The organism is Streptomyces liliifuscus (assembly GCF_016598615.1).
Taxonomy (GTDB): Bacteria; Actinomycetota; Actinomycetes; order Streptomycetales; family Streptomycetaceae; genus Streptomyces; species Streptomyces liliifuscus.
This window is the reverse complement of sequence record NZ_CP066831.1, coordinates 7,293,273-7,313,967: the sequence shown is the minus strand read 5'-3', so window position 1 is coordinate 7,313,967 and position 20,695 is coordinate 7,293,273. Positions and strand designations below refer to the sequence as shown.

Annotated in this window: 13 protein-coding genes and 2 pseudogenes; 9 read left to right on the top strand and 6 right to left on the bottom strand. The window is 71.1% G+C overall.

Annotated features, from left to right (window positions below):
• Positions 1–30: 30 nt before the first annotated feature.
• Together JEQ17_RS31495 and JEQ17_RS31490 are read left to right on the top strand one after the other, a co-directional pair.
• Positions 31–1,389: an MFS transporter gene (locus JEQ17_RS31495; RefSeq protein ID WP_200401826.1), complete on the top strand. Its 1,359-nt coding sequence runs from the start codon at positions 31–33 to the stop codon at positions 1,387–1,389.
• 97 nt (positions 1,390–1,486) lie between these two features.
• The gene (locus tag JEQ17_RS31490; RefSeq protein ID WP_200398291.1) at positions 1,487–2,254 is read left to right on the top strand and encodes an SDR family NAD(P)-dependent oxidoreductase; all 768 of its coding nucleotides are present in this window, start codon (positions 1,487–1,489) and stop codon (positions 2,252–2,254) included.
• A 168-nt stretch (positions 2,255–2,422) separates the two neighbouring features.
• Here JEQ17_RS31490 and JEQ17_RS31485 read toward each other — a convergent pair whose 3' ends face one another.
• The 3 genes and pseudogenes from JEQ17_RS31485 to JEQ17_RS31475 all read right to left on the bottom strand — a co-directional run.
• Complete coding sequence (locus JEQ17_RS31485; protein ID WP_200398290.1) at positions 2,423–3,856, bottom strand: sensor histidine kinase; 1,434 nt, start codon at positions 3,854–3,856, stop codon at positions 2,423–2,425.
• A 230-nt stretch (positions 3,857–4,086) separates the two neighbouring features.
• Positions 4,087–4,380, bottom strand: a pseudogene (locus JEQ17_RS50900) (winged helix-turn-helix domain-containing protein); the annotation flags it as partial.
• 1,050 nt (positions 4,381–5,430) lie between these two features.
• Positions 5,431–5,703, bottom strand: a pseudogene (locus JEQ17_RS31475) (response regulator); the annotation flags it as partial.
• A gap of 296 nt (positions 5,704–5,999) precedes the next feature.
• On the opposite strand from JEQ17_RS31475, the gene JEQ17_RS31470 reads away from it, so the two are divergent.
• From JEQ17_RS31470 to JEQ17_RS31450, 5 genes are all read left to right on the top strand, one after another.
• A complete protein-coding gene (locus JEQ17_RS31470; RefSeq protein ID WP_200398289.1) occupies positions 6,000–6,605 on the top strand; it encodes a carbonic anhydrase in 606 nt (201 codons plus the stop codon).
• Positions 6,602–8,479, top strand: a complete 1,878-nt coding sequence (locus JEQ17_RS31465; RefSeq protein ID WP_234048447.1) for a SulP family inorganic anion transporter — start codon at positions 6,602–6,604, stop codon at positions 8,477–8,479. The genes JEQ17_RS31470 and JEQ17_RS31465 overlap by 4 nt, the downstream gene beginning before the upstream one ends.
• Positions 8,480–8,612: 133 nt before the next feature.
• The gene (locus JEQ17_RS31460) at positions 8,613–9,545 is read left to right on the top strand and encodes an oxidoreductase (protein ID WP_200398288.1); all 933 of its coding nucleotides are present in this window, start codon (positions 8,613–8,615) and stop codon (positions 9,543–9,545) included.
• A gap of 199 nt (positions 9,546–9,744) precedes the next feature.
• On the top strand, positions 9,745–10,905 hold the full coding sequence (locus JEQ17_RS31455; RefSeq protein WP_200398287.1) for an alkaline phosphatase PhoX: 1,161 nt from the start codon (positions 9,745–9,747) through the stop codon (positions 10,903–10,905).
• Between the two features lie 217 nt (positions 10,906–11,122).
• Positions 11,123–11,542: an LAETG motif-containing sortase-dependent surface protein gene (locus JEQ17_RS31450; RefSeq protein ID WP_200398286.1), complete on the top strand. Its 420-nt coding sequence runs from the start codon at positions 11,123–11,125 to the stop codon at positions 11,540–11,542.
• Positions 11,543–11,654: 112 nt separating this feature from the next.
• On the opposite strand, the gene JEQ17_RS31445 is transcribed toward JEQ17_RS31450, so the two are convergent.
• From JEQ17_RS31445 to JEQ17_RS31435, 3 genes are all read right to left on the bottom strand, one after another.
• Positions 11,655–12,278 (bottom strand): calcium-binding protein, encoded by a 624-nt coding sequence (locus tag JEQ17_RS31445; protein WP_200398285.1) that lies wholly within the window; start codon positions 12,276–12,278, stop codon positions 11,655–11,657.
• 343 nt (positions 12,279–12,621) lie between these two features.
• Positions 12,622–15,372 carry a pyruvate, phosphate dikinase gene (ppdK, locus tag JEQ17_RS31440; protein ID WP_200398284.1) on the bottom strand — a complete coding sequence of 917 codons (2,751 nt, stop codon included), beginning with the start codon at positions 15,370–15,372 and terminating at the stop codon, positions 12,622–12,624.
• Positions 15,373–15,831: 459 nt separating this feature from the next.
• Entirely contained in the window at positions 15,832–17,049 is a 1,218-nt protein-coding gene (locus JEQ17_RS31435; protein ID WP_200398283.1) for an ROK family protein, read from the bottom strand.
• A gap of 145 nt (positions 17,050–17,194) precedes the next feature.
• On the opposite strand from JEQ17_RS31435, the gene JEQ17_RS31430 reads away from it, so the two are divergent.
• Positions 17,195–18,694: an MGH1-like glycoside hydrolase domain-containing protein gene (locus JEQ17_RS31430; RefSeq protein ID WP_200398282.1), complete on the top strand. Its 1,500-nt coding sequence runs from the start codon at positions 17,195–17,197 to the stop codon at positions 18,692–18,694.
• Positions 18,691–20,625, top strand: coding sequence for an amylo-alpha-1,6-glucosidase (locus JEQ17_RS31425; RefSeq protein WP_200398281.1), 1,935 nt, complete (start codon positions 18,691–18,693; stop codon positions 20,623–20,625). Before JEQ17_RS31430 ends, JEQ17_RS31425 begins: the two co-directional genes overlap by 4 nt.
• The last annotated feature ends 70 nt before the right edge of the window (positions 20,626–20,695 follow it).

Genomic DNA, 20,695 nt, shown 5'->3' with positions numbered 1-20,695 from the left:
TCTAATTAGGGGGAACTTGTGGCCGTGACAATGGCGCCTCCTCGCTCCAGTCGAGCCGCGTTCGTGTTGCTCGGTGGGGTGCAGGTCACCCTGATCTTCACGTTGGCCGCTGTCGCCGTCCCCTTGCCGGGGATCGGGGTGGAATTCGGGGTGCGGCGCGAGGAGTTGATCCTGCTCAGTGCGGCGTACGGGCTGACCTTCGCCGGGCTGTTGCTGTTCGGGGGGCGGCTCGCCGACCGGTACGGCGGGCGTCGGGCGCTCACCGCCGGACTGTTGGTCTTCGGGGTCGCGTCGGCCGCCGCCCCGCTCGCTCCCGGGTACGACGCGCTGCTCGCGGCCCGGTTCGCCCAGGGTGCCGGCGCGGCCGTGATCGCGCCGGCCGCCATGGCGGTGCTGCGGACGGTGTTCCCCTCCTCCGCCGCGTACGGCGGTGCGATGGCCACCTGGGGAGGTCTGTCCATCCTCGGCGCCACGGCGGGCAATCTGCTCTCCGGGGTCATCTCCGCGCTCCTGTCCTGGCGTTGGGCCTTCGCCGTACCGCTCGCCGTGACGGTGGCGGCGCTCGCGCTGGCACCCCGGGTGCTGCCACCGGCGGTCGAACCGCACTCCGCCGGGAACGGCCCCGGGCATCCCGCCCGGCCCCGTCTCGACCTGCCCGGCGCCCTCTTGGCCACGGCCGGGCTGGCCTCCGCCAGTTACGGGCTCGTGCTCACCGACGCGTGGCCCTGGACGTCCGGCCGGGTGCTGGGGCCGCTGGTCGCCGGAGTCGTACTGCTGGTCCTGTTCGTCGGGGTCGAGCGGCGGGCGCCCGATCCGCTGCTCCCGCCCCGCTTCCTGCTCGACCGGCGGCGCGCGCTCGGGCTCGCCGCGACCGCACTGACCGCGGCCGGGACCGCCACCGTCTTCGTGCTGTTCTCGCTCCATCTCCAGGACGAACGCGGCTGGTCGGCGCTGCGGACGTCGACAGCGTTCGTGCCGTTCGCCGTGGCGCTCCTCGCGTCGAGCCGGGTGGCGGGGCGGCTCATCGGCCGGCGGGGGGCACCCGCCGTCACCGGTGCCGGGCTGGCCGTCGGCGCCGCGGGACTCGTACTCCTCGCGCTGCCCGGAATGAACGACACGGTCCCGTACGCGTACGGGCTTCTCCCCGGGTTCGTCCTGCTGGCGGCCGGGGTCGCCGCCTCCTTCGCCGGGGCCGCCGTGCTGGCCACCGACCGGGTGCCGGCGGAACGGACCGGGCTCGCGGGCGGAGTGCACAACACGGCGATGGAGACCGGGCCGACCGTCGTCTTCGCCCTGGTGCTCGGCGTGGGCGGCGACACGGCGAGTCTCGCGGTGACCGCGGCCCTCTTCGGCACCGCGGCCCTGGCCCTGCGACTCGCCCGCGCCTGATCCCCCGCCCGATCCCACGTCGGCCGCTGATTCCTCACGCACCTCCGAACCTCGGATTCTCGTTCCCCAACTCACCATGTCCGAAAGGGAGTCACTCATGAACCGCACCCGCTTCTCGCACCGCACCGTCCTCGTCACCGGGGGCGGAACCGGAATCGGGCGGGCCGTCGCGCTCGCGTTCGCCGCCGAGGGCGCCTCCGTCGTCGTGGCGGGCCGCAGCCGGGCGGCGCTCGACGAGACCGTCGCCCTCGCCGAACGGGCCGGTGGCACCGCGGTCGCACAGGTCGCCGACGTGGCACGCGCCGCGGACGTGGAGGCCCTCGTCCGCACGGCCGTCGACCGCTTCGGCTCTCTCGACGTCGCCGTGAACAACGCGGGCGTCTTCCGGGGCGGACAGCCCGTCGCCGACCTCCCCGAGGAGGACTGGCGGACCCTGCTCGACATCAACGTCACCGGGGTGCTCCTCGCCCTGCAGGCCGAGGTCCGGCAGATGCGGACCCAGTCGGGCGGCGGGGCGATCGTCAACGTCTCCTCCAACCTGGGCGCGCACAAGCAGTGGCCCGGCACCACCGCGTACGCCGCCTCCAAGGCCGCCGTGTCCGCGCTCACCGCCGGCGCCGCGCTCGACCACATCTCCGACGGCATCCGCGTCAACGCCGTGAGCCCCGGTCCCGCCGCGACCGCCATGTCCCTGCGGCCCGGCGAGACCGAGACCGACCGGGCCGCGCGGATGAAGGAGGAGTCACCGCTCGGCCGTGTCTCCTCGACGGAGGAGGTGGCCGCGGCCGTTCTCTACCTGGCCTCCGACGCGGCGGCATCGATGGTCGGCACCGACCTGGTGATCGACGGGGGTGCGTCGCTGTAGTGGGGGACGGGCGATGACGTCGTGTGCGGGCCGGTGGGGGCTGATCGCGCAGTTCCCCGCGCCCCTGCCTTTAAGGGGCGCGGGGAACTGCGCGACAAGCCCCCACCGGCCCGCACACTCACGACACCCGCTGAGGCACACTCTCCAACGACCTGGCCCCCGCAGCCGCTACCGCCGGCCCCCGCCCCCGCCCCACGGCAGCCGAACCACCGCGTCGAGCCCACCCCGCGCACCGGGACGCAGCAACACATCCCCACCGCTCGCGTGCGCCAACCGCTGGACAAGGGCCAGCCCCAACCCCGTACCACCCTTCGGCGCGTCGGGAGCGCGCCAGAAGCGGTCGAAGGCGCGCCGCCGCTGTTCCTCGGTCATACCGGGACCCTCGTCCATGACATGGAGTTCGACACGGGCCGGCCCCGCGGGCCGGTGACCGAAGCGGCGTTCATGGGTCTCGGGCCTGCGCAGGTCGATGGAGACGGTGGAGTGACGGGGCGCCACCCGCAGCGAGTTGGACAGCAGGTTGTCCAGGATCTGCTCGACCGCGCCGGGCAGGGCGAGGACCGGCCCGCCGTAGTCGCCGAGCAGCACGAGTTGCACCCCGTGCTGCTCGAACATCGGCGCCCAGGCCCGGTGCCGCTCCGCACAGACCCGGTCCAGGTCCACCTGCTCGCGCACGGCGGCGCTCTCGTCGAGCCGGGCCATCGCCAGCAGCCCCTCGACCATCCTGGCGAGCCGGTCGGTCTCGGTCATCGCGGCGGTCAGGTTGCCCCGGGCGTGCAGGGCGATGTCGGACTCCAGGTTCTCCAGGCGCAGCCGCAGCGCGGCGAGGGGCGTCTTGAGCTGGTGCGAGGCCTCGCCCGCGAAGGCGCGCTGGGAGGCGAGGAGGTGTTCGAGACGGGCGGCCGTACGGTTGAAGGTGGCCGCGAGACTTCGTACCTCCGGCGGTCCCTTGGTGATCGCCACCGGCGTCGAGGGGCCACCGTCGGCCAACTCGTGGGTGGCGAGCTCCAGTTCACGGATGGGGCGACCGGTCCAGCGGGCGATGGCGAAGCCGATGACCGCGACGGCGGTGAGGGCCGCGAGCCCGCCGAGGGCCAGCAGCAGCCACACGTGGTGCACCCGGGCGTGCACCATCTGCGTGGGCAGCGTGATCCACACGGCACCCTGTTTGTACGAGCCGTGCGCGATCGGCGCCGCGACGGACAGGTACTGGACGCCTCCGATGGTGGAGGTGCGGACGTCCTGCGTGGCGGTTCCCCGCAGCGCCGCCGCGATCCCGGGACGGGCTGCGAGGCCCTGGGTCTCCGTCGCCGACAGCGTGTGCGAGCTGGTGACCAGCGCGCCGGACCGGTCGACGATCACGACCTTGCCGCCGATGCGCTCGGCACAGCGGCTCACCCTGCCCGGCAGGTCCCGCTCCGCGCGGCCGCCCATGGAGAGGGCCAGCGAGGCGTACGCGGAGACCGACTCCGCCTCGTCCTTCGCCATGTTGGTGACCCGCTCCCGCTCGCCCCTGGAGTAGACGAAGCCCAGCGGGATCTCCAGGCAGAGCAGGAGCAGCACGGCGAGAGTCAGATAACTGAGCAGCAGGCGACGCGTCACCGGAAGGCCGCCGGCCGGGCTTCATGGGATCCACCGTCCGGGAGATCGTCGTACGCGCCGCTCGACCCGAACGACTCAAAAGACTCAAACGAACCGGTCGAACCGGTCGAAGCGTTCGAACCGGAAGCGCCGTACGAGCCGTACGAGCCGTTCCGTCTGCCGGGCTGCTCCCCGTACGCGCCGCCCGTCGCCCCGCCCAGGGTTCCGCCCGAGGCCCCGCCCGCCGAGGGCGGCCGGTTCTGCACGGCGAGTCTGAAGCCGACCCCGCGCAGGGTCTGGATCCACGCCGAGTTGCCCAACTTCCGTCGCAGCGTGGCGACATGGACGTCCAGCGTCTTGGTCGGGCCCTGGTAGTGCGGGTCCCACACCCGGTCCAGGATCTGCTGCCGCGAGTAGACCGCCCCCGGGTCCTCGGTGAGCAGCGCGAGCAGTTCGAACTCCTTCGGCGTCAGCGAGACCGGCGAGTCCCCGACCCAGACCTGCCGCGTACGGCGGTCGACGACGAGGGGGCCGGGCGCGGGCGCCGTCTCGGCGACCGGCTCCGGATCCGTCTCCGGCTCGTCACGGAATGCTCCTTCGACGGGCCCCGTCGACGCCCCCCGTCGCGGCCGCCCGGCCGGGACCGGCGGCGCGAACTCGAAGCCCGTCCCGGCCTCGAAGGAGCGCGACGAGTCGTCGAAGCGCCGCCCGACACCGGGCGACTGGTCTTGGCCGCCGTAGCGGCCGTGACGGCCGTAGCGATCGTCCGGGTCGTACGCGTCCGAGGACCGGGCGGCGCCGCCGGACGGCAGGTCGTACGGGTCCGCGGCACGGGTGCCTCCGGCGGATCCGTACGAGGAGCGCGTGCCGGTGCCGTCCGACTGATCCCACGAGGAACGCGTACCGGTGCCGGTGCCTGTGCCTGTGCCTGTGCCGGTGACTGTGTCGTCATTCCGGTCGTACGAGGACCGCGGGGCCGATGCGGCTTCCGCCCCCTCGACGGCCGGCCCCGCCGAGAACGACTCACCCGCGAACGGCTCACCGCCGAACGACTCGCCCCTGAACGGCTTCTCGTCCCGCGACTCCGCGGCCCGCGGTTCCGCATCCCGGGGCCGTTCGCCGGAGGCCCCGTGACTCGCGGAGAACCCCGACTCGTACGCCCCCTCGGAACGGGACGCCCAGTCGGACGAGCCGACGTCCGAAGACCCCTGACCCGGAGACCCCGAACCCGAAAACCCGGCACCCAGGAACCCGGCATCGGAAGACCCGACAACCGAGGACCCGGCATCCGGAGACCCGGCGCCACGCGTCCCTGCGGCGGCGGCAGTCGGCCCGTCGCCGAGCAGGCCCGCCACCCGCACCCCCGCCCCGAGGGTCCCCGTGCCGACCGGACCCGATCCGAGCGGGCCCGTGCCCGGTGTTCCCGTGCCGAACGGGCCCACCACAGGCGTCCCGCCCGGCGGTGTCGCCATGAACTCGCCCTCGGTCAGGCCCTGTTGGAGACCGCGGCCCTGCTGGGTGCGCCGGGTGACCGCCCGTATCCGGGCCACCAGCTCGCGCAGGCTGAAAGGTTTCGCCAGATAATCGTCGGCGCCGAGTTCCAGACCCAGAACGCGGTCGGCCTCCTCGCCGCGCGCGCTGAGGATGATGACGGGCACGTCGGAGTACTGCCGGATCCCCCGGCAGACGTCGATGCCGTCCATGTCGGGCAGCCCCAGGTCGAGCAGGACGACATCGCCGTACGGCCCTCTCAGCCCGGCGGCCCCGGTCGAGACGTGGTCGACCGTCAGCCCGAAGTGACCCAGACCCTCGGCGAGCGGCTCGGCGATCGTCTCGTCGTCCTCGATGAGCAGCACTCGTACGCCCATAGGTCCTGTCTCCCCATGAATCCGGACAGCACGAATTCCGTGCCGTGGAGGGGACACGCTACAAGAGCCGTCATGGGCACGTCGCCTATACCCGAGGTAATGTGACCGGCTGCTCAAAAACCGTCTCTGGATGGCTCGTTGACGTTGATTCAGAGCCTGTGGAGGGCTGCCCGGGACGAAATATGTGCCATTCCTGGTCGCGCTCTAGTGTTCCCTTAACCTTCGCCTGGCAGTCGCCCCTCTACGGTGGGAGCACGACGGGAAAGCCCTGGTCGAACCCCCTGCCGGGAGGAACCGTGAAGGCACTGCTGGACCGCGCCCGCTCGTTCAAGAGGCGCGTCGATTTCGAGAGCGGCGAATACCGGAAGCTGGCCGAAGGCCAATATCCGGAGGCATTGTTCATTACCTGCTCGGACTCGCGGGTCATACCCGCCCTGATCACAGGCGCACGGCCCGGAGAGATATTCGAGCTGCGGAACGCAGGCAATATCGTTCCACCGCACGGACGTCAGGGCGCGTCCGGTGAGGCCGCCACCATCGAGTACGCACTGGAGGTGCTCGGCGTTCAGGACATCGTCGTGTGTGGCCATTCCCACTGCGGTGCGATGGGCGCCCTGAAGTCGGGCGACGACCTGTCCGCGCTGCCCGGGGTGGACGCCTGGCTGGACCTCGCCCGCCCGGAGCTCGCGCCGCTGCTCGACGGGGCCTTCGAGGACCCGTCGATGCCGGCCGTGGCCCAGCTCAACGTCGTCAACCAGCTTGCGGCGCTGCGGAGTTACCCGGTGACCAAGCCACGGCTCGACTCGGGACGGCTGCGCCTGCACGGCTGGTACTACGAGGTCGACACCGGCCAGGTCCACGAGCTGGACGAGGACGGCAGCTTCCGGGTGCACACCGTATGAGCGGGATGCACGCACGCGGACGCGTACCGGCGCACGCCAGGATCCCGGACGCCCCGCCCGTCCCGGACTTCCCCGCGCCGAACGCCCCCGCCCACTCCCCCACGCACGCCCCGGACATCACACCGCCGGCCACCTCCCGGATGGACAAGACGGCCGCGACGGCCAGGACGGACGAGTCGAACGGGACGGACGAGGTGAACAGGACGGCCAGGGCGGGCAAGACCGCCAAGGGGCCGAAGGCCGACCTCGCCACCGAGATCACCGCGTCCCTCGTCGTCTTCCTCGTCGCGCTCCCCCTGTGCATCGGCGTGGCCGTAGCCTCCGGTGTCCCCGCCGAGCTGGGCATCATCTCCGGCGTCATCGGGGGCCTGGTGGTCGGCGCGGCACGCGGCAGTACGCTCCAAGTCAGCGGCCCTGCGGCCGGGTTGGCGGCCCTCGTGGCGGAGACGGTCCTCGAACACGGCGTCGCCATGCTCGGTGTGATCGTCCTCGGCTCGGGCATCCTGCAGATCGTCCTGGGCCTGGTCCGTCTCGGCCGGATCTTCCAGGCGATCTCCCTGGCCGTCGTCCAGGGCATGCTCGCGGGCATCGGACTGCCGCTGATGTTCAGCCAGTTGTACCCGATGTCCGACTCCAAGGCCCCGGGCACCCCGATCGAGAACATGGCGGGCATCCCCGGTCTGATCGCCGACACCGTGGCCAACCCGCAGGCGCTGATCGCCGCGGGACTCGGCGTCGTCACCATCGTCCTCAGCTTCCTGTGGAAGAAGATGCCGGGCCCGGTCAAGAAGATCCCGGCCGCGCTCGTGGCCGTCGGGATCGGTATCGGGGTCGCCTCACTGCCGGGCGTGGACGTGAAGACGCTCCAGGTGGGCAATCTGCTCGCCTCCGTGAACGTCCCCGGCCCCAACGAGTTCGCGGGACTGGCCGACGTCGGGATCATCACGGCGATCCTCACCTTCACGGTGATCGCCTCGGCGGAGAGCCTCTTCACAGCCGCCGCGGTGGACCGTATGCACAGCGGCCCGCGCACCCGCTACAACCCCGAACTCATCGCCCAGGGCGCCGGAAACACCGTGGCGGGCATCCTCGGCGCGCTGCCCATCACGGCGGTCGTGGCCCGCAGCTCCGCGAACGTCCAGGCGGGCGCCAAGACCCGGCTGTCCCGCACGCTGCACGGCCTGTGGCTGCTGGCCTTCGCACTGCTCCTGCCCCAGGTCCTCGCCCTGATCCCGATCGCCGTCCTCGCGGGCGTCCTCGTGCACAGCGGCTGGAAGCTCTTCGCCCCCGAGGAGTTCCCGAAGATGTGGCGCCAGGACCGCGGCGAGTTCGCGGTCATGACCCTCACCACGCTGGTCATCGTGGCGACCGCGCTCCTCGAAGGGGTCCTCTTCGGCCTCGCCGCCGGGATCGTACTGGCCGCGCTGCGCATGTCGCAGACCGTCATCAAGCAGCACCTGGAGGAGGACACCGCCAAGGTCGTCATGGCGGGCAACGCCACGTTCCTGCGGCTGCCGCAGCTGATCGAGGCCCTGGAGGCCGCCGCGGAGGCGGGCAAGCCACGCATCCGACTCGACCTGACCGGCGTGACCCACCTGGACCACGCCTGCCGCAACCAGGTGGAGGAGTTCGTCACCCAGCAACGGGGGTTCGGGCTGCGGGTGGAGCTGCTGATGCCCGGTCCGGCGAAGCCGGTTGGCGCGCCGACGCCTGTAGTGGACTTGGCTGGTGAGCAGGCTCGGCCGACCGGGAGTGGGCTGCCCCGGCGTCCGTACGCGCCCACGGCCCCGGGGCCGGCACAGGGGCCCGGGCCCACCGCCGAGTGGTTCTATCTCGATACGCGGCCCATGCCTGAGGAGTACGCCTCTCGGTGAGCTCCGCTCGGGTTGTTCGTACGTGCGGGTTCGTTGTGGCTGGTCGCGCAGTTCCCCGCGCCCCTAAAGGGGCCGCTTCCCCTCGGGCGTGCTTACGTTGTGAAGTCACCCGTACGCGGAGGGAGCCAAAGCCATGAGCGGCTGGAACACGGACGACATTCCCGATCAGGGTGGTCGTATCGTCGTTGTCACCGGGGCGAACAGTGGGATCGGGTATGTCACTGCCCGGGAACTGGCCCGGCGGGGTGCCCGGGTCGTTCTCGCGTGCCGGAGCGAGAGCCGTGGTGTCGAGGCTGCCGACCGGCTGGCCATCGAAGTGCCGGACGCGGAGGCGGAGTTCGCGCCTCTCGATCTCGGGGACCTGGACTCCGTACGGGAGTTCGCGGCGGCGTACGGGCGGAAGTACGACCGGCTGGACGTGCTGGTCGACAACGCCGGCGTGATGGCGTTGCCGCAGGGGCGCACGGCGGACGGGTTCGAGACGCAGTTCGGGGTCAACCACCTCGGGCACTTCGCGCTCACCGGGCTGTTGCTGCCGGCGCTGCTCGCCGCGCCCGGCGCCCGCGTGGTGAGCGTGTCCAGCTTCATGCACGCGCTGGCCAACATCGACATCAACGACCTCAACAGCGAGCGGAAGTACGGGCGTTGGACCGCGTACGGGCGCTCGAAGACGGCCAACCTGCTGTTCGTGCACGAGTTGGCGCGCCGGCTCGCCGCCATCGGCTCCGATGTCGTGGCGGCGGCCGCGCATCCCGGCTACGCCGCCACCAACCTCATGACCGTGGCCCCGAGGATGGAGGGCCGCAGGAACTCCGAACGGTTCATGGAGATCGGCAGCCGCTTCGTCGCCCAGTCCGCGGAGGCCGGTGCACTCCCCACCCTGTACGCGGCGACGGCACCCGGCGTACGCCCGGACTCCTTCACCGGTCCCTCGATCCTCGGCTTCCGTGGCTCCCCTGCGAAGTCGCGGCGCGCCAGGTGGACCCTCAACGACCGGGCGGGGCAACGGCTTTGGGAGGAGTCGGAGCGGCTGACGGGTGTCACGTACGACGCGCTGAAGGTGTGACGCGGGCGGATTAGTGCGGCCCGCAGCCCGCAGCCCGCGATAGGCATGACGCACAGGCGTACGGGGCACAACAGGCAGTGACGCGTACACGTCACCGCCTGGCCATGGCGCGTCCACCCCGCACTCCTAGGCTCCGGCGGTGCGCGACCCCGTCGCCGACCGGCGGACGGGGCGGTCACAGCACCCCCTTGGAGCGACAGTGGAACGTCGTACCCTCCTGCGCGCGGCCGTACTCGGCGGTTCGTCCGCCGTCTTCGGCGGAACCCTGTGGCGCGGCGCCGCGTACGCCGCACCCGCCCAGCCCGGCGTCGGCCCGTACGGGGCACTCGGCGCGGCGGACGCGAACGGCGTCAGGCTGCCGAGCGGCTTCACCAGCCGGGTGATAGCCAGGTCCGGCCAGACGGTCACCGGCACGTCGTACACCTGGCACAACGCCCCTGACGGCGGGGCCTGTTACACCGACGGCAGCGGCTGGATCTACGTCTCCAACTCGGAGATCAACCCCTCGGGCGGCGCGAGCGCGGTGAAGTTCTCGTCGGCGGGCGCGATCACCGGCGCGTACCGCATCCTGTCCGGCACAAGGCAGAACTGCGCGGGCGGGAAGACGCCGTGGAACACGTGGCTCTCCTGTGAGGAGGTGTCCCTCGGGTACGTGTACGAGACCGACCCGTGGGGCGTGAACGCGAGCACCCGCCGGGACGCGATGGGCCGCTTCAAGCACGAGGCGGCGGCCGCCGACCCGGTGCGCAGGGTGGTGTATCTGACGGAGGACGAGACCAACGGCTGCCTCTACCGCTTCGTCCCCACCACCTGGGGCAACCTGTCCGCCGGCACCCTTCAGGTCATGGTCGCCGGGACCGCCACCTCCGGCTCCTTCACCTGGGCGAACGTGCCCGACCCGGACGGCTCCCCCACCACGACCCGTACGCAGGTCTCCGGCTCGAAGAAGTTCAACGGCGGCGAGGGCTGCCACTACGCCGACGACACGGTCTGGTTCACCACCAAGGGCGACAACCGCGTCTGGCAGCTCAACCTGGCCGCGAGCACATACGAGTTGGCGTACGACGACTCGCTCGTGACCTCCGGTACGGCCCCGCTGACCGGCGTCGACAACATCACCGGCAGTTCCTCGGGCGACCTGTTCGTCGCGGAGGACGGCGGCAACATGGAGATCTGCGTCATCACGCCGAACGACGTGATCGCCCCGTTCCTGCGCATCGACGGCCAGTCCGGCTCGGAGATCACCGGCCCCGCCTTCTCCCCCGACGGAACCCGCCTGTACTTCTCCAGCCAGCGCGGCACCAGCGGCAGTTCGTCCGGCGGCATCACGTACGAGGTGAGGGGCCCGTTCCGCTCGTAGCCGCCACTCCCGGGGCACCAGCACGCACCCGGACCGGGTTTACAGATGACGGACCCATGAGCGGAGAGCTACCGTCCGGTCACGTCACGTTCGCATCACGGGTCCGTCATTCCGCCACCGCACCATCAGCCCCCTAATACTTTCGTCACCTCAAATCCGACTGATCGCCCCTCCGTGATCATGCATACGGATATCGACCCAAACCTGAGGTGCTCTCGTGAAGTTGCTCCGCAAGCCCGCCGCCGTTGCCGTCGCCGCGCTGGCGCTCACCGCCCTGTCGGCCACCACCGCCCAGGCCCACGACGGCAACCACCCGTTCAAGAACTGCACCGAGGCGTACGAGAACGGGTACTCCGACATCGCCAGGGGCGACGAGCACTACGACAACGACCTGGACCGCGACCAGGACGGCGTCGGCTGCGACCAGCCGCCCTCGGACTTCGTCCCGGCGGACGACCAGGGCAAGGACGACGAGAGCACCGAGAACACCGCCTCCAACACAGGGGGGAAGAACACCGACCTGGCGGAGACGGGCGGCAGCGGCGCCACGCCGTACGTCGCGGGTGGCGGTGCGGTGGTCCTCCTGGCGGGAGGCGGGATGCTGCTCGCGGCACGCAAGCGCCGCGACGCCCGCTGACACGTCGGACGGCACGTCCGCTGTTGCGTCGGCGGACGCAGAGGACGCGGCGGGGACCCTCCACAGGGTCCCCGCCGCGTCTTCTGCCCAGGGGGCCCGAGAGGCGAAGGGCTCAGCGCTCGCAGCTGTCCTTCAGGTCGTTGAGGTCCCCCGTGCAGGTGTCGGTGCCGGCGTCCCCGAAGGAGCGGTCGTTGGCCTGCGTGGAGTCGAGGGCATCCAGGCGGTCGTTGCCGTTTCTGCCGAACATGACGTCGTCTCCGGCGCCACCGGTGATGGAGTCGACCCCTCCCCCGCCGAAGATCGTGTCGTGCCCGCCCTGACCGTTCAGGGTGGTCCCCGCGGTGGCGGCGGAATCGATCGAGATGATGTCGTTGCCCGTGCCACCGTTGATGATGGCGGGCACACCGCCCGTCACGGTGACGATGTCACCGAGGTCCCCGCTTTCGAGGGTAAGGGTGCGGCCGCCGTACGGGCAGCGGACCGTGTCGACGTCGACCTGGGTGCAGCCGGATCCCGCGGTGACGGTGTCGCCCGCGTCGCTGATGGTGACGGTGTCGAGCGACCGGGTGATGGAAAGATCGTTCGCCTTCCCCGCCACGGCGGTGACGAAAATGCGAACGGTGCTCACACTCACACCGGTCGCCGCGTGCGCCTGTCCGGCCGACAGCACCGTCGCCGCACCCAGAACCATGGTCGTCACACCGGCTTGTACCGCTCTGCGCATTGAGGTCTTCAATGCCCCTCCTCTTCCCCCTGATGAACACGGGCTGGTCTTGCCGTGATCGACCCTAGGAGCGGAGCGGTGGGGGCACATGGGGGGAGAACCCCCAGTTACCGACGACGGACCAATGCTCAAGTCCCTTGAATTTACGTGGAGTTGGATGCGTGGGGCGCATGCACGAAGGGACGGCACCTCCGCACAAGGCGCCGCCCCTTCGTCTTTCGTGCACCGGAGCCGCGATCCGTCGGTGAGGGTGGGATGGCGGACGACGGCCCCGGGGTACTGCGGGCCCGGCCCACCTTTGGGCCGGGGTTCCGCGAGTCCGGCCCAAAGGTGGGCCGGGGTTCTGCAGCCCGCGCTAGCGGTGGTCGCTCCCCTGTGAAGACGACGCCGCCCGCCCCGCCTCCAGTCGTGCCACCGGGATTCGGAACGGGGAGCAGGAGACGTAGTCGAGGCCCACCTCGTGGAAGAAGTGGACGGACTCCGGGTCGCCGCCGTGTTCGCCGCAGACGCCGAGCTTGAGGTCGGGGCGGGTCTCGCGGCCGGCCTTCACCGCGGACTTGACCAGGGAGCCCACGCCGTCGCGGTCGATCGTCTCGAAGGGGCTGACGCCGAAGATGCCCTTCTCCAGGTAGGCGGTGAAGAACGAGGCCTCCACGTCGTCCCGGCTGAAGCCCCACACCGTCTGGGTCAGGTCGTTCGTGCCGAAGGAGAAGAACTCCGCCGCCTCCGCGATCTGACCGGCGGTCAGCGCGGCTCGCGGCAGCTCGATCATCGTGCCGATGGACAGCTTCAGATCCGTACCGGTCGCCGCCTGGACCTCCGCGATGACCTGGTCGGCCTCCTCGCGCACGATCTCCAGCTCCTGGACCGTGCCCACCAGCGGGATCATGATCTCCGCGCGCGGGTCGCCCTTGGCGGCCTTCCGCTCGGCGACGGCCTCGGCGATCGCCCGTACCTGCATGGTGAACAGACCGGGGATCACCAGACCCAGGCGTACACCGCGCAGGCCGAGCATCGGGTTCTGCTCGTGCAGACGGTGCACGGCCTGGAGGAGCCGCAGGTCGTTCTCGTTGGAGTCCTTGCGGGACTCGGCGAGCGCGACGCGGACCGACAGCTCGGTGATGTCCGGCAGGAACTCGTGCAGCGGCGGGTCCAGGAGACGGATGGTCACCGGAAGGCCGTCCATCGCCGAGAACAGCTCCACGAAGTCCTGCTTCTGGAGCGGCAGGAGCGCCTTCAGCGACTCCTCGCGCTCGGCCTCCGTGTCCGCGAGGATCAGCCGCTCGACCAGCTCCCGACGGTCGCCGAGGAACATGTGCTCCGTACGGCACAGGCCGATGCCCTGGGCGCCGAAGCGGCGGGCGCGCAGCGCGTCCTCGGCGTTGTCCGCGTTGGCGCGCACCCGCAGGCGGCGCTTGCGGTCGGCGAACGCCATGATCCGGTGCACGGCCTCGACCAGCTCGTCGGCGTCGTTGGCGCCCGCGTGCATCCGGCCCTCGAAGTACTCCACGACGGGGGACGGCACGACCGGGACCTCGCCGAGGTACACCTTGCCGCTCGAACCGTCGATCGAGATCACGTCGCCCTCTTCGACCACGTGCCCGCCCGGCACCGTCATCCGGCGCCGCTTGGTGTCGACCTCAAGCTCCTCCGCGCCGCACACACAGGTCTTGCCCATGCCGCGCGCGACCACGGCCGCGTGGGAGGTCTTGCCGCCGCGGGAGGTCAGGATGCCCTCGGCCGCGATCATGCCGTCCAGGTCGTCGGGGTTGGTCTCCCGGCGGACCAGGATGACCTTCTCGCCCGAACGCGACCACTTCACGGCCGTGTACGAGTCGAAGACCGCCTTGCCGACCGCCGCGCCCGGCGAGGCCGCGATGCCCCGGCCGATCTGCGACACCTTCGCCTCGTCGTCGAAGCGCGGGAACATCAGCTGGGCGAGCTGGGCGCCGTTGACGCGCTGGAGCGCCTCGGCCTCGTCGATCAGGCCCTGGTCCACGAGCTGCGTGGCGATACGGAAGGCCGCACCCGCCGTCCGCTTGCCCACCCGCGTCTGGAGCATCCACAGCTGCCCGCGCTCGATGGTGAACTCGATGTCGCAGAGATCCTTGTAGTGGTTCTCCAGGGTCGCCATGATCTGCATGAGCTGGTCGTACGACTTCTTGTCGATCTGCTCCAGCTCGGCGAGCGGGACCGTGTTGCGGATGCCCGCGACCACGTCCTCGCCCTGCGCGTTCTGCAGGTAGTCGCCGTAGACGCCCTGGTGGCCGGAAGCCGGGTCGCGGGTGAAGGCGACGCCCGTGCCGGAGTCGGGGCCGAGGTTGCCGAAGACCATCGAGCAGACGTTGACGGCCGTGCCGAGGTCGCCCGGGATGCGCTCCTGGCGGCGGTAGAGCTTGGCCCGGTCGGTGTTCCAGGAGTCGAAGACCGCGTGGATGGCGAGGTCCATCTGCTCGCGCGCGTCCTGCGGGAAGTCCCGCCCGGCCTCGGTCTTGACGATCTTCTTGAACTTGGTGACGAGCTTCTTGAGGTCTGCCGCTTCGAGGTCCGTGTCGACGGTGACCTTCTTGGCGTCCTTGGCCGCCTCCAGCGCGTCCTCGAAGAGCTCTCCCTCGACGCCGAGGACCGTCTTGCCGAACATCTGGATCAGCCGGCGGTACGAGTCCCACGCGAAGCGGTCGTCACCGGCCTGCTTGGCGAGGCCCTGCACCGACTTGTCGGAGAGGCCGATGTTCAGGACGGTGTCCATCATGCCCGGCATGGAGAACTTCGCCCCGGAACGGACCGAGACGAGGAGGGGGTCGTCGGCCTGGCCGAGCTTCTTGCCCATCTTCGCTTCGAGGGCGTCGAGGTGCGCACTCACCTCGTCACGCAGTGCCGCCGGCTCGTCGCCACTGTCGAGGTAGGTCTTGCAGGCCTCGGTGGTGATGGTGAAGCCGGGAGGCACGGGAAGGCCGAGGTTGGTCATCTCGGCGAGGTTGGCACCCTTGCCACCAAGGAGATCCTTGAGGTCCTTGTTGCCCTCGGTGAAGTCGTAAACGAACTTCACGTCCGCGACGCCGCTGTCGCCGCTCTCAGCTACGTGGGGATCTTTGTTTTCCGACACGGGTCTCGACTCCTCGAGGACGCGGTGGCTGCCCTGACGACGGGGAACATACCCAGATCGAAGGCGCCTGGGTACGTCCACTTGCGCGTCATACGGCTGTAACCACTCGTCCGCCAGCAGATCGAAAGTCAAGGAGAGGCAAGCCGGACGACCCGACCGCGTTCACTTCTTGAACGAGTCAACACCTCCAGACCCGGAATATCGCTCACCTGAGCGGCCCTCAGCACGCCTGAGTTCACGCCGTAAATGATCAACGGGTGGCACTCAGTGCCATCCTTTGAGAAGTGCAGCCGCCCAAGATCCGCTCATCTGAGCGAAACCCCGATCAGGCGTGGCGAGAATCACGCAGATTCCGGCGCCCGGATTTCACCATGCGGACCGGTACGGAGACGGAAACGTGACCGTCACACGCCCATGGCGACTGACGGCGAGTGACCGCGAGCGACCGGCGAGTCACCGTCACACGCCCATGGCGAGCAGCCGCTCCTCGACCCGCTCGGGTGCGTACAGATGCTCCACGACCATCGCGCCCGCCCCGACCAGACCCGCCCGCTCGCCGAGCCGCGAGGTGACGACGTCCAGGTGGGCGGTGGAGCGGGGCAGGGCCCGCTGGTAGAGGAGCTCGCGGACGCCGGTCAGGAACGCGGTCCCGGCCAGGTCCCCGGCGACCATCAGGACGCCGGGATTGAGCAGCGTCACCACGGTCGCCAGTACGTCACCGACATGCCGGCCGGCCTCCCTCGCGAGCGCGGCCGCGCCGGGGTGCCCGGAGGCCAGCAGATCGCGCACATCTGAGCCGGACGCCGCCGGAACACCCGTCTCCGCCAGCCTGCGGGCGACCGCGCCACCGCTCGCGACGGCCGCGAGGCACCCGAACGACCCGCATCTGCACAGCGCGTCGGCACCCTCCGGGACCCGGATGTGCCCGATGTCCCCGGCGCCGCCGTCGATGCCCCGGTAGATCTCACCGCCGACGACCACTCCGGCCCCGATACCGGTGGAGACCTTCACCAGCACGAACGCCGAGCAGTCGGGGTGGCCGGTGCGCTGTTCCCCGTACGCCATCAGGTTGGCGTCGTTGTCGACGAGGACCGGGACGGCGCCGGCGCCCGTGTGCTCGGCGAAGGCGCGGGTGAGGCGGCCCCTTATGTCGAAGCCGTCCCAGCCGGGCATGATCGGCGGCTGGACGACCCGGCCGGTCTGGCTGTCCACGGGACCCGGCACGGCGAGCCCTATGCCGCACACCTCGTGCGCCCGGTGTCCGGCCTTCTCCAGGAGCTCCGCGAACCAGCGGCCCAGCTCGCCGAGGACCGCGTCCGGGCCCTCCTCGATCAGCAGCGCCCCCGTGTGCTCGGCCAGCAGTTCGCCGGTCAGGGACAGCACGGCGGCGCGGGCGTGCCGGGTGTCGAGGTCGGCGGCGAGGACGACGGCATGGGCGTCGTCGAACTCCAGCCGGACCGAGGGACGGCCGCCGAGCGGTGAGTCCACCGGGCCCGCGGCGCCCTCACGCAGCCAGCCGGCCCGGAAGAGCCGGTCGAGCCGCTGCCCGACCGTGGCCCGCGACAGCCCGGTGACCTGCTGCAAGGCCCCGCGCGTGGTCGCGCGCCCGCTGCGCACCAGCTCCAGCAGGTCGCCGGAGCTCGCCTGGCTCCCGGTCTTCCCGGCGCGTGTGGCCATTCCGCTACTCCCTGTGGTTCCGGTGATGCGAACCCCTTGCGCTCACCAACTCTGCATTACATATTGAGTTTTGCGTGTTAAATAGACGTAACCCTACGGTAGCTACTGCCGAACTGGTCGGCCGCATGTCTTCGGGGAGACCTGAGTGGACCGCACAACCCAGCTCACCGCCCGTCGCACCGGGACCGCGGATCCCGTACGCACCGCGACCTCACCGCCGTTTTCCGGCCACGGTGAGATCGGCCCTTCCAGGGTGGCCGTATACGATCCGGTCCGCCCGGCGGGATCGCTGCACCTCAGGGCGGCCGAGGTACTGCACGGCAACTGGACCGGCACGTCCACGGTGCCCTCGCGCGGTCTGTACCCGCACCAGTGGTCCTGGGACTCCGCGTTCATCGCGATCGGCCTGCGCCATCTGTCGCCGCTGCGGGCCCAGATCGAGCTGGAGACCCTGCTCGACGCGCAGTGGGGCGACGGCCGGATTCCGCACATCGTGTTCAACCCCTCCGTCCCCCTCGACGCGTACTTCCCGAGCCCCGACTTCTGGCGCTCCTCGACCGCGGGGCGCGCTGCGGGCGCCCCGCGCACCGTACAGACGTCGGGCATCGTGCAGCCACCGGTGCACGCGCTCGCGGCCTGGCTGGTGCACGTGTCCGACCCGGGTCTGTCCCGGGCGCGGTCCTTCCTGTCCCGGATCTACCCGCGGCTTGCGGCCTGGCACCGCTATCTGCTGCACCGCCGGGACCTGGGCGGCGGGGGCATCGCCTCGGTGGTCCACCCCTGGGAGCAGGGCATGGACAACGCGCCGAGCTGGGACGCCCCGCTGTCCCGTGTGACGCCCGCCCCGGCCCGCTCCTTCCGGCGCGCGGACCTCGACCACGGCGCCGCGGAGGACCGGCCGACGGACCTGGACTACGGACGGTACGTGCGGCTGGCGACGGACTACCGGGACGGCGGGTACGCCGACGGCACGGACGGCACCGCGGGCTTCGCGGTGGAGGACCCGGCCTTCAACGCGCTGCTGATCGCCTCCGAGCACGCCCTGGCGCGGATCGCGCGGGAGCTGGGCGCGACGGGCACGGCCCGGCACGCGCGCGCGGAGCGGCTGACCGCGGCGCTCGTCGAGCGGCTGTGGGACCCGGCCGAGGGCATGTTCTTCTGCCGGGACGTGCGCACGGACGAGCTGATCCCCGAGCGCGGCGTCTCGGGACTCGTCCCGCTGCTGCTCCCCACGCTCCCCCGCGACACGGCCGCCACGCTCGTACGGACGCTGTACGGGCCGCACTTCGGGCTCGGCGGATCGACCCGGCTCGTCCCGAGCTACGACCTGACCGGGCACGCCTTCGACCCGCACCGGTACTGGCGCGGTCCGGCCTGGTTCAACACCAACTGGCTGGTGGAGCGCGGGCTCAGGCTGCACGGGGAACACGCGCGCGCGGAGAAACTGCGGGGCGCGCTGCTGGAGACGGCGGACACGTCCGGGTTCGCGGAGTACGTGGATCCGTACACCGGCGAGGCCTGCGGAGCACTCGGTTTCAGCTGGACCGCGGCGCTGACGCTGGACCTGCTGCACGAGGCACCCGAAGCGGTGCACAGCACGACGGAAGAGTTCGGCAAGGGCGCCAAGGGAGGGGACCGGCGATGACGGACCGGCATCATCTGCTCGTGCACGGTGGGACGTTCGCGGCCGTGGGCGACGGCGGGGACATCAACGGGGTGCGCGGTGCCAGTTCGCCCCACGGGCTGTTCGTGCGCGACGCCCGGCATCTGAGCCGCTGGCAGCTGACCGTCGACGGGGCGGTGCCCGAGGCGCTGACGCCGGTCGCGGACGGCGACACGGCCCGCTGTGTGCTCGTCCCGCGTGGCGGCCGACAGGAGCCGCCCGCGTACACGATCTTCCGTGAACAGGCCGTGGCGGACGGGGCGTTCGTCGAGTCGCTGCGCGTCACCAGCAACCGTCCTGCGCCGACGACGGTCCGGATCGCGGTCACCGCTGACGCCGACTTCACGGACCAGTTCGAGCTGCGCTCCGACCACCGTACGTACACGAAGATCGGTGTGGTCCGCTCCCGCCAAGTCCTCGACGACGGCGTGGAGTTCACCTACCAGCGCGGGGAGTGGCGGTCCTGTACGACCGTGACCTCCGAGCCCGCGCCGGACGGCGTGGAGGAGACCGGCACGGGTGCGCGCCGCCTTGTGTGGACCTTCGAACTCCAGCCGCACGAATCGGCCGAGCTGGCCCTCCGGGTGGCGGCGCGCCCGCACGGTATGCCGCACCCGGAGGTGCCCCCCTCCCCGGCCGCCGTCAACGCCCGACTCCTCTCGCTGGAAGGGGAGTTCGCGGAGGGCGTGCCCTTCCCGACGGGCTGGCCCGAGCTGGCCGCGGCCTGTGCGCGGGGCCTGTCCGACCTGGCCGTGCTCCAGGTGCCCGCAACGGGCCCCGACGGAGAGGAACTTCGTGTCCCGGCGGCCGGAGTCCCCTGGTTCCTCACCCTGTTGGGCCGCGACGCCCTCCTCACCTCGCTCTTCGCGCTCCCCTACCGCCCCCAGCTGGCCGCGGCCACCCTGCCCGCGCTCGCCGCCGCCCAGGCGACCGAGGTCGGCGTGGGCACGGTCGCCCAGCCCGGCAAGATCGTGCACGAGATGCGGCACGGGGAGCTGGCCCACTTCGGGCAGGTGCCGTACGGGCGTTACTACGGCTCGGTCGACGCGACCCCGCTCTTCCTGGTCCTCCTCGGCGCGTACGTCGAACAGACGGGTGACACGGCACTCGCCCGCCGCCTTGAGCCCAACGCCCGGGCGGCGATCGGCTGGATGCTGGACCACGGCGGGCTGACCTCGCGCGGGTATCTCGTCTACCGCGCGGACGAGGGCGGCCTCGCCAACCAGAACTGGAAGGACTCCCCCGGCGCCATCTGCTCCGGCGACGGCTCGCGGCCGACCGGCCCCGTGATGGCCGCGGGCGCGCAGGGGTACGCGTACGACGCGTTGCGCCGGACCGCGCAGCTGGCCCGGACGGTATGGGACGACGAGGTGTACGCGGCGCTCCTGGAGCAGGCCGCGGGGGATCTCCGTGACCGGTTCCAGCGGGACTTCTGGATGCCGGACCACTCCTTCCCGGCACTCGCCCTCGACGGCGACGGCAACCACGTCGACGCGCTGGCGTCCGACGCGGGGCATCTGCTCTGGTCCGGGCTGCTGGACAAGGAGTACGGGGAGCTGGTGGGGCGGCGGTTGCTGGAGCCGGACTTCTTCTCCGGGTGGGGTGTCCGCACGGTTGCCTCGGGCCAGCCCGCGTACCATCCGCTGTCCTACCACCGGGGGTCGGTGTGGCCCCACGACAACGCGCTGATCACGTTGGGGTTGGCGCGGTACGGGCTCCATGACGAGGCTCGTACGGTCGCCCATGCGTTGGTCGACGCGGCGACGGCGGCCGGGCATCGGCTGCCGGAGGTTCTTGCGGGGTACGGGCGGGATACGCATGCGGAGCCGGTGCCGTATCCGCACGCGTGCGTCCGCGAATCCCGGTCCGCGGCGGCTCCGTTGGCGTTGCTCACCGCGGTGGGGGGTGCGTGAGGTCGGACTTCGGGCGCGGGCCCGGTGGGGGCTGGTCGCGCAGTTCCCCGCGCCCCTTAAAAGACAAAAG

Coding starts and splice junctions, on each gene's coding strand:
- JEQ17_RS31495 (WP_200401826.1), top strand. CDS start 31: ATGGCGCCTCCTCGCTCCAGTCGAGCCGCGTTCGTGTTGCTCGGTGGG.
- JEQ17_RS31490 (WP_200398291.1), top strand. CDS start 1,487: ATGAACCGCACCCGCTTCTCGCACCGCACCGTCCTCGTCACCGGGGGC.
- JEQ17_RS31465 (WP_234048447.1), top strand. CDS start 6,602: ATGAGCGGGATGCACGCACGCGGACGCGTACCGGCGCACGCCAGGATC.
- JEQ17_RS31460 (WP_200398288.1), top strand. CDS start 8,613: ATGAGCGGCTGGAACACGGACGACATTCCCGATCAGGGTGGTCGTATC.
- JEQ17_RS31435 (WP_200398283.1), bottom strand. CDS start 17,049: ATGGCCACACGCGCCGGGAAGACCGGGAGCCAGGCGAGCTCCGGCGAC.
- JEQ17_RS31425 (WP_200398281.1), top strand. CDS start 18,691: ATGACGGACCGGCATCATCTGCTCGTGCACGGTGGGACGTTCGCGGCC.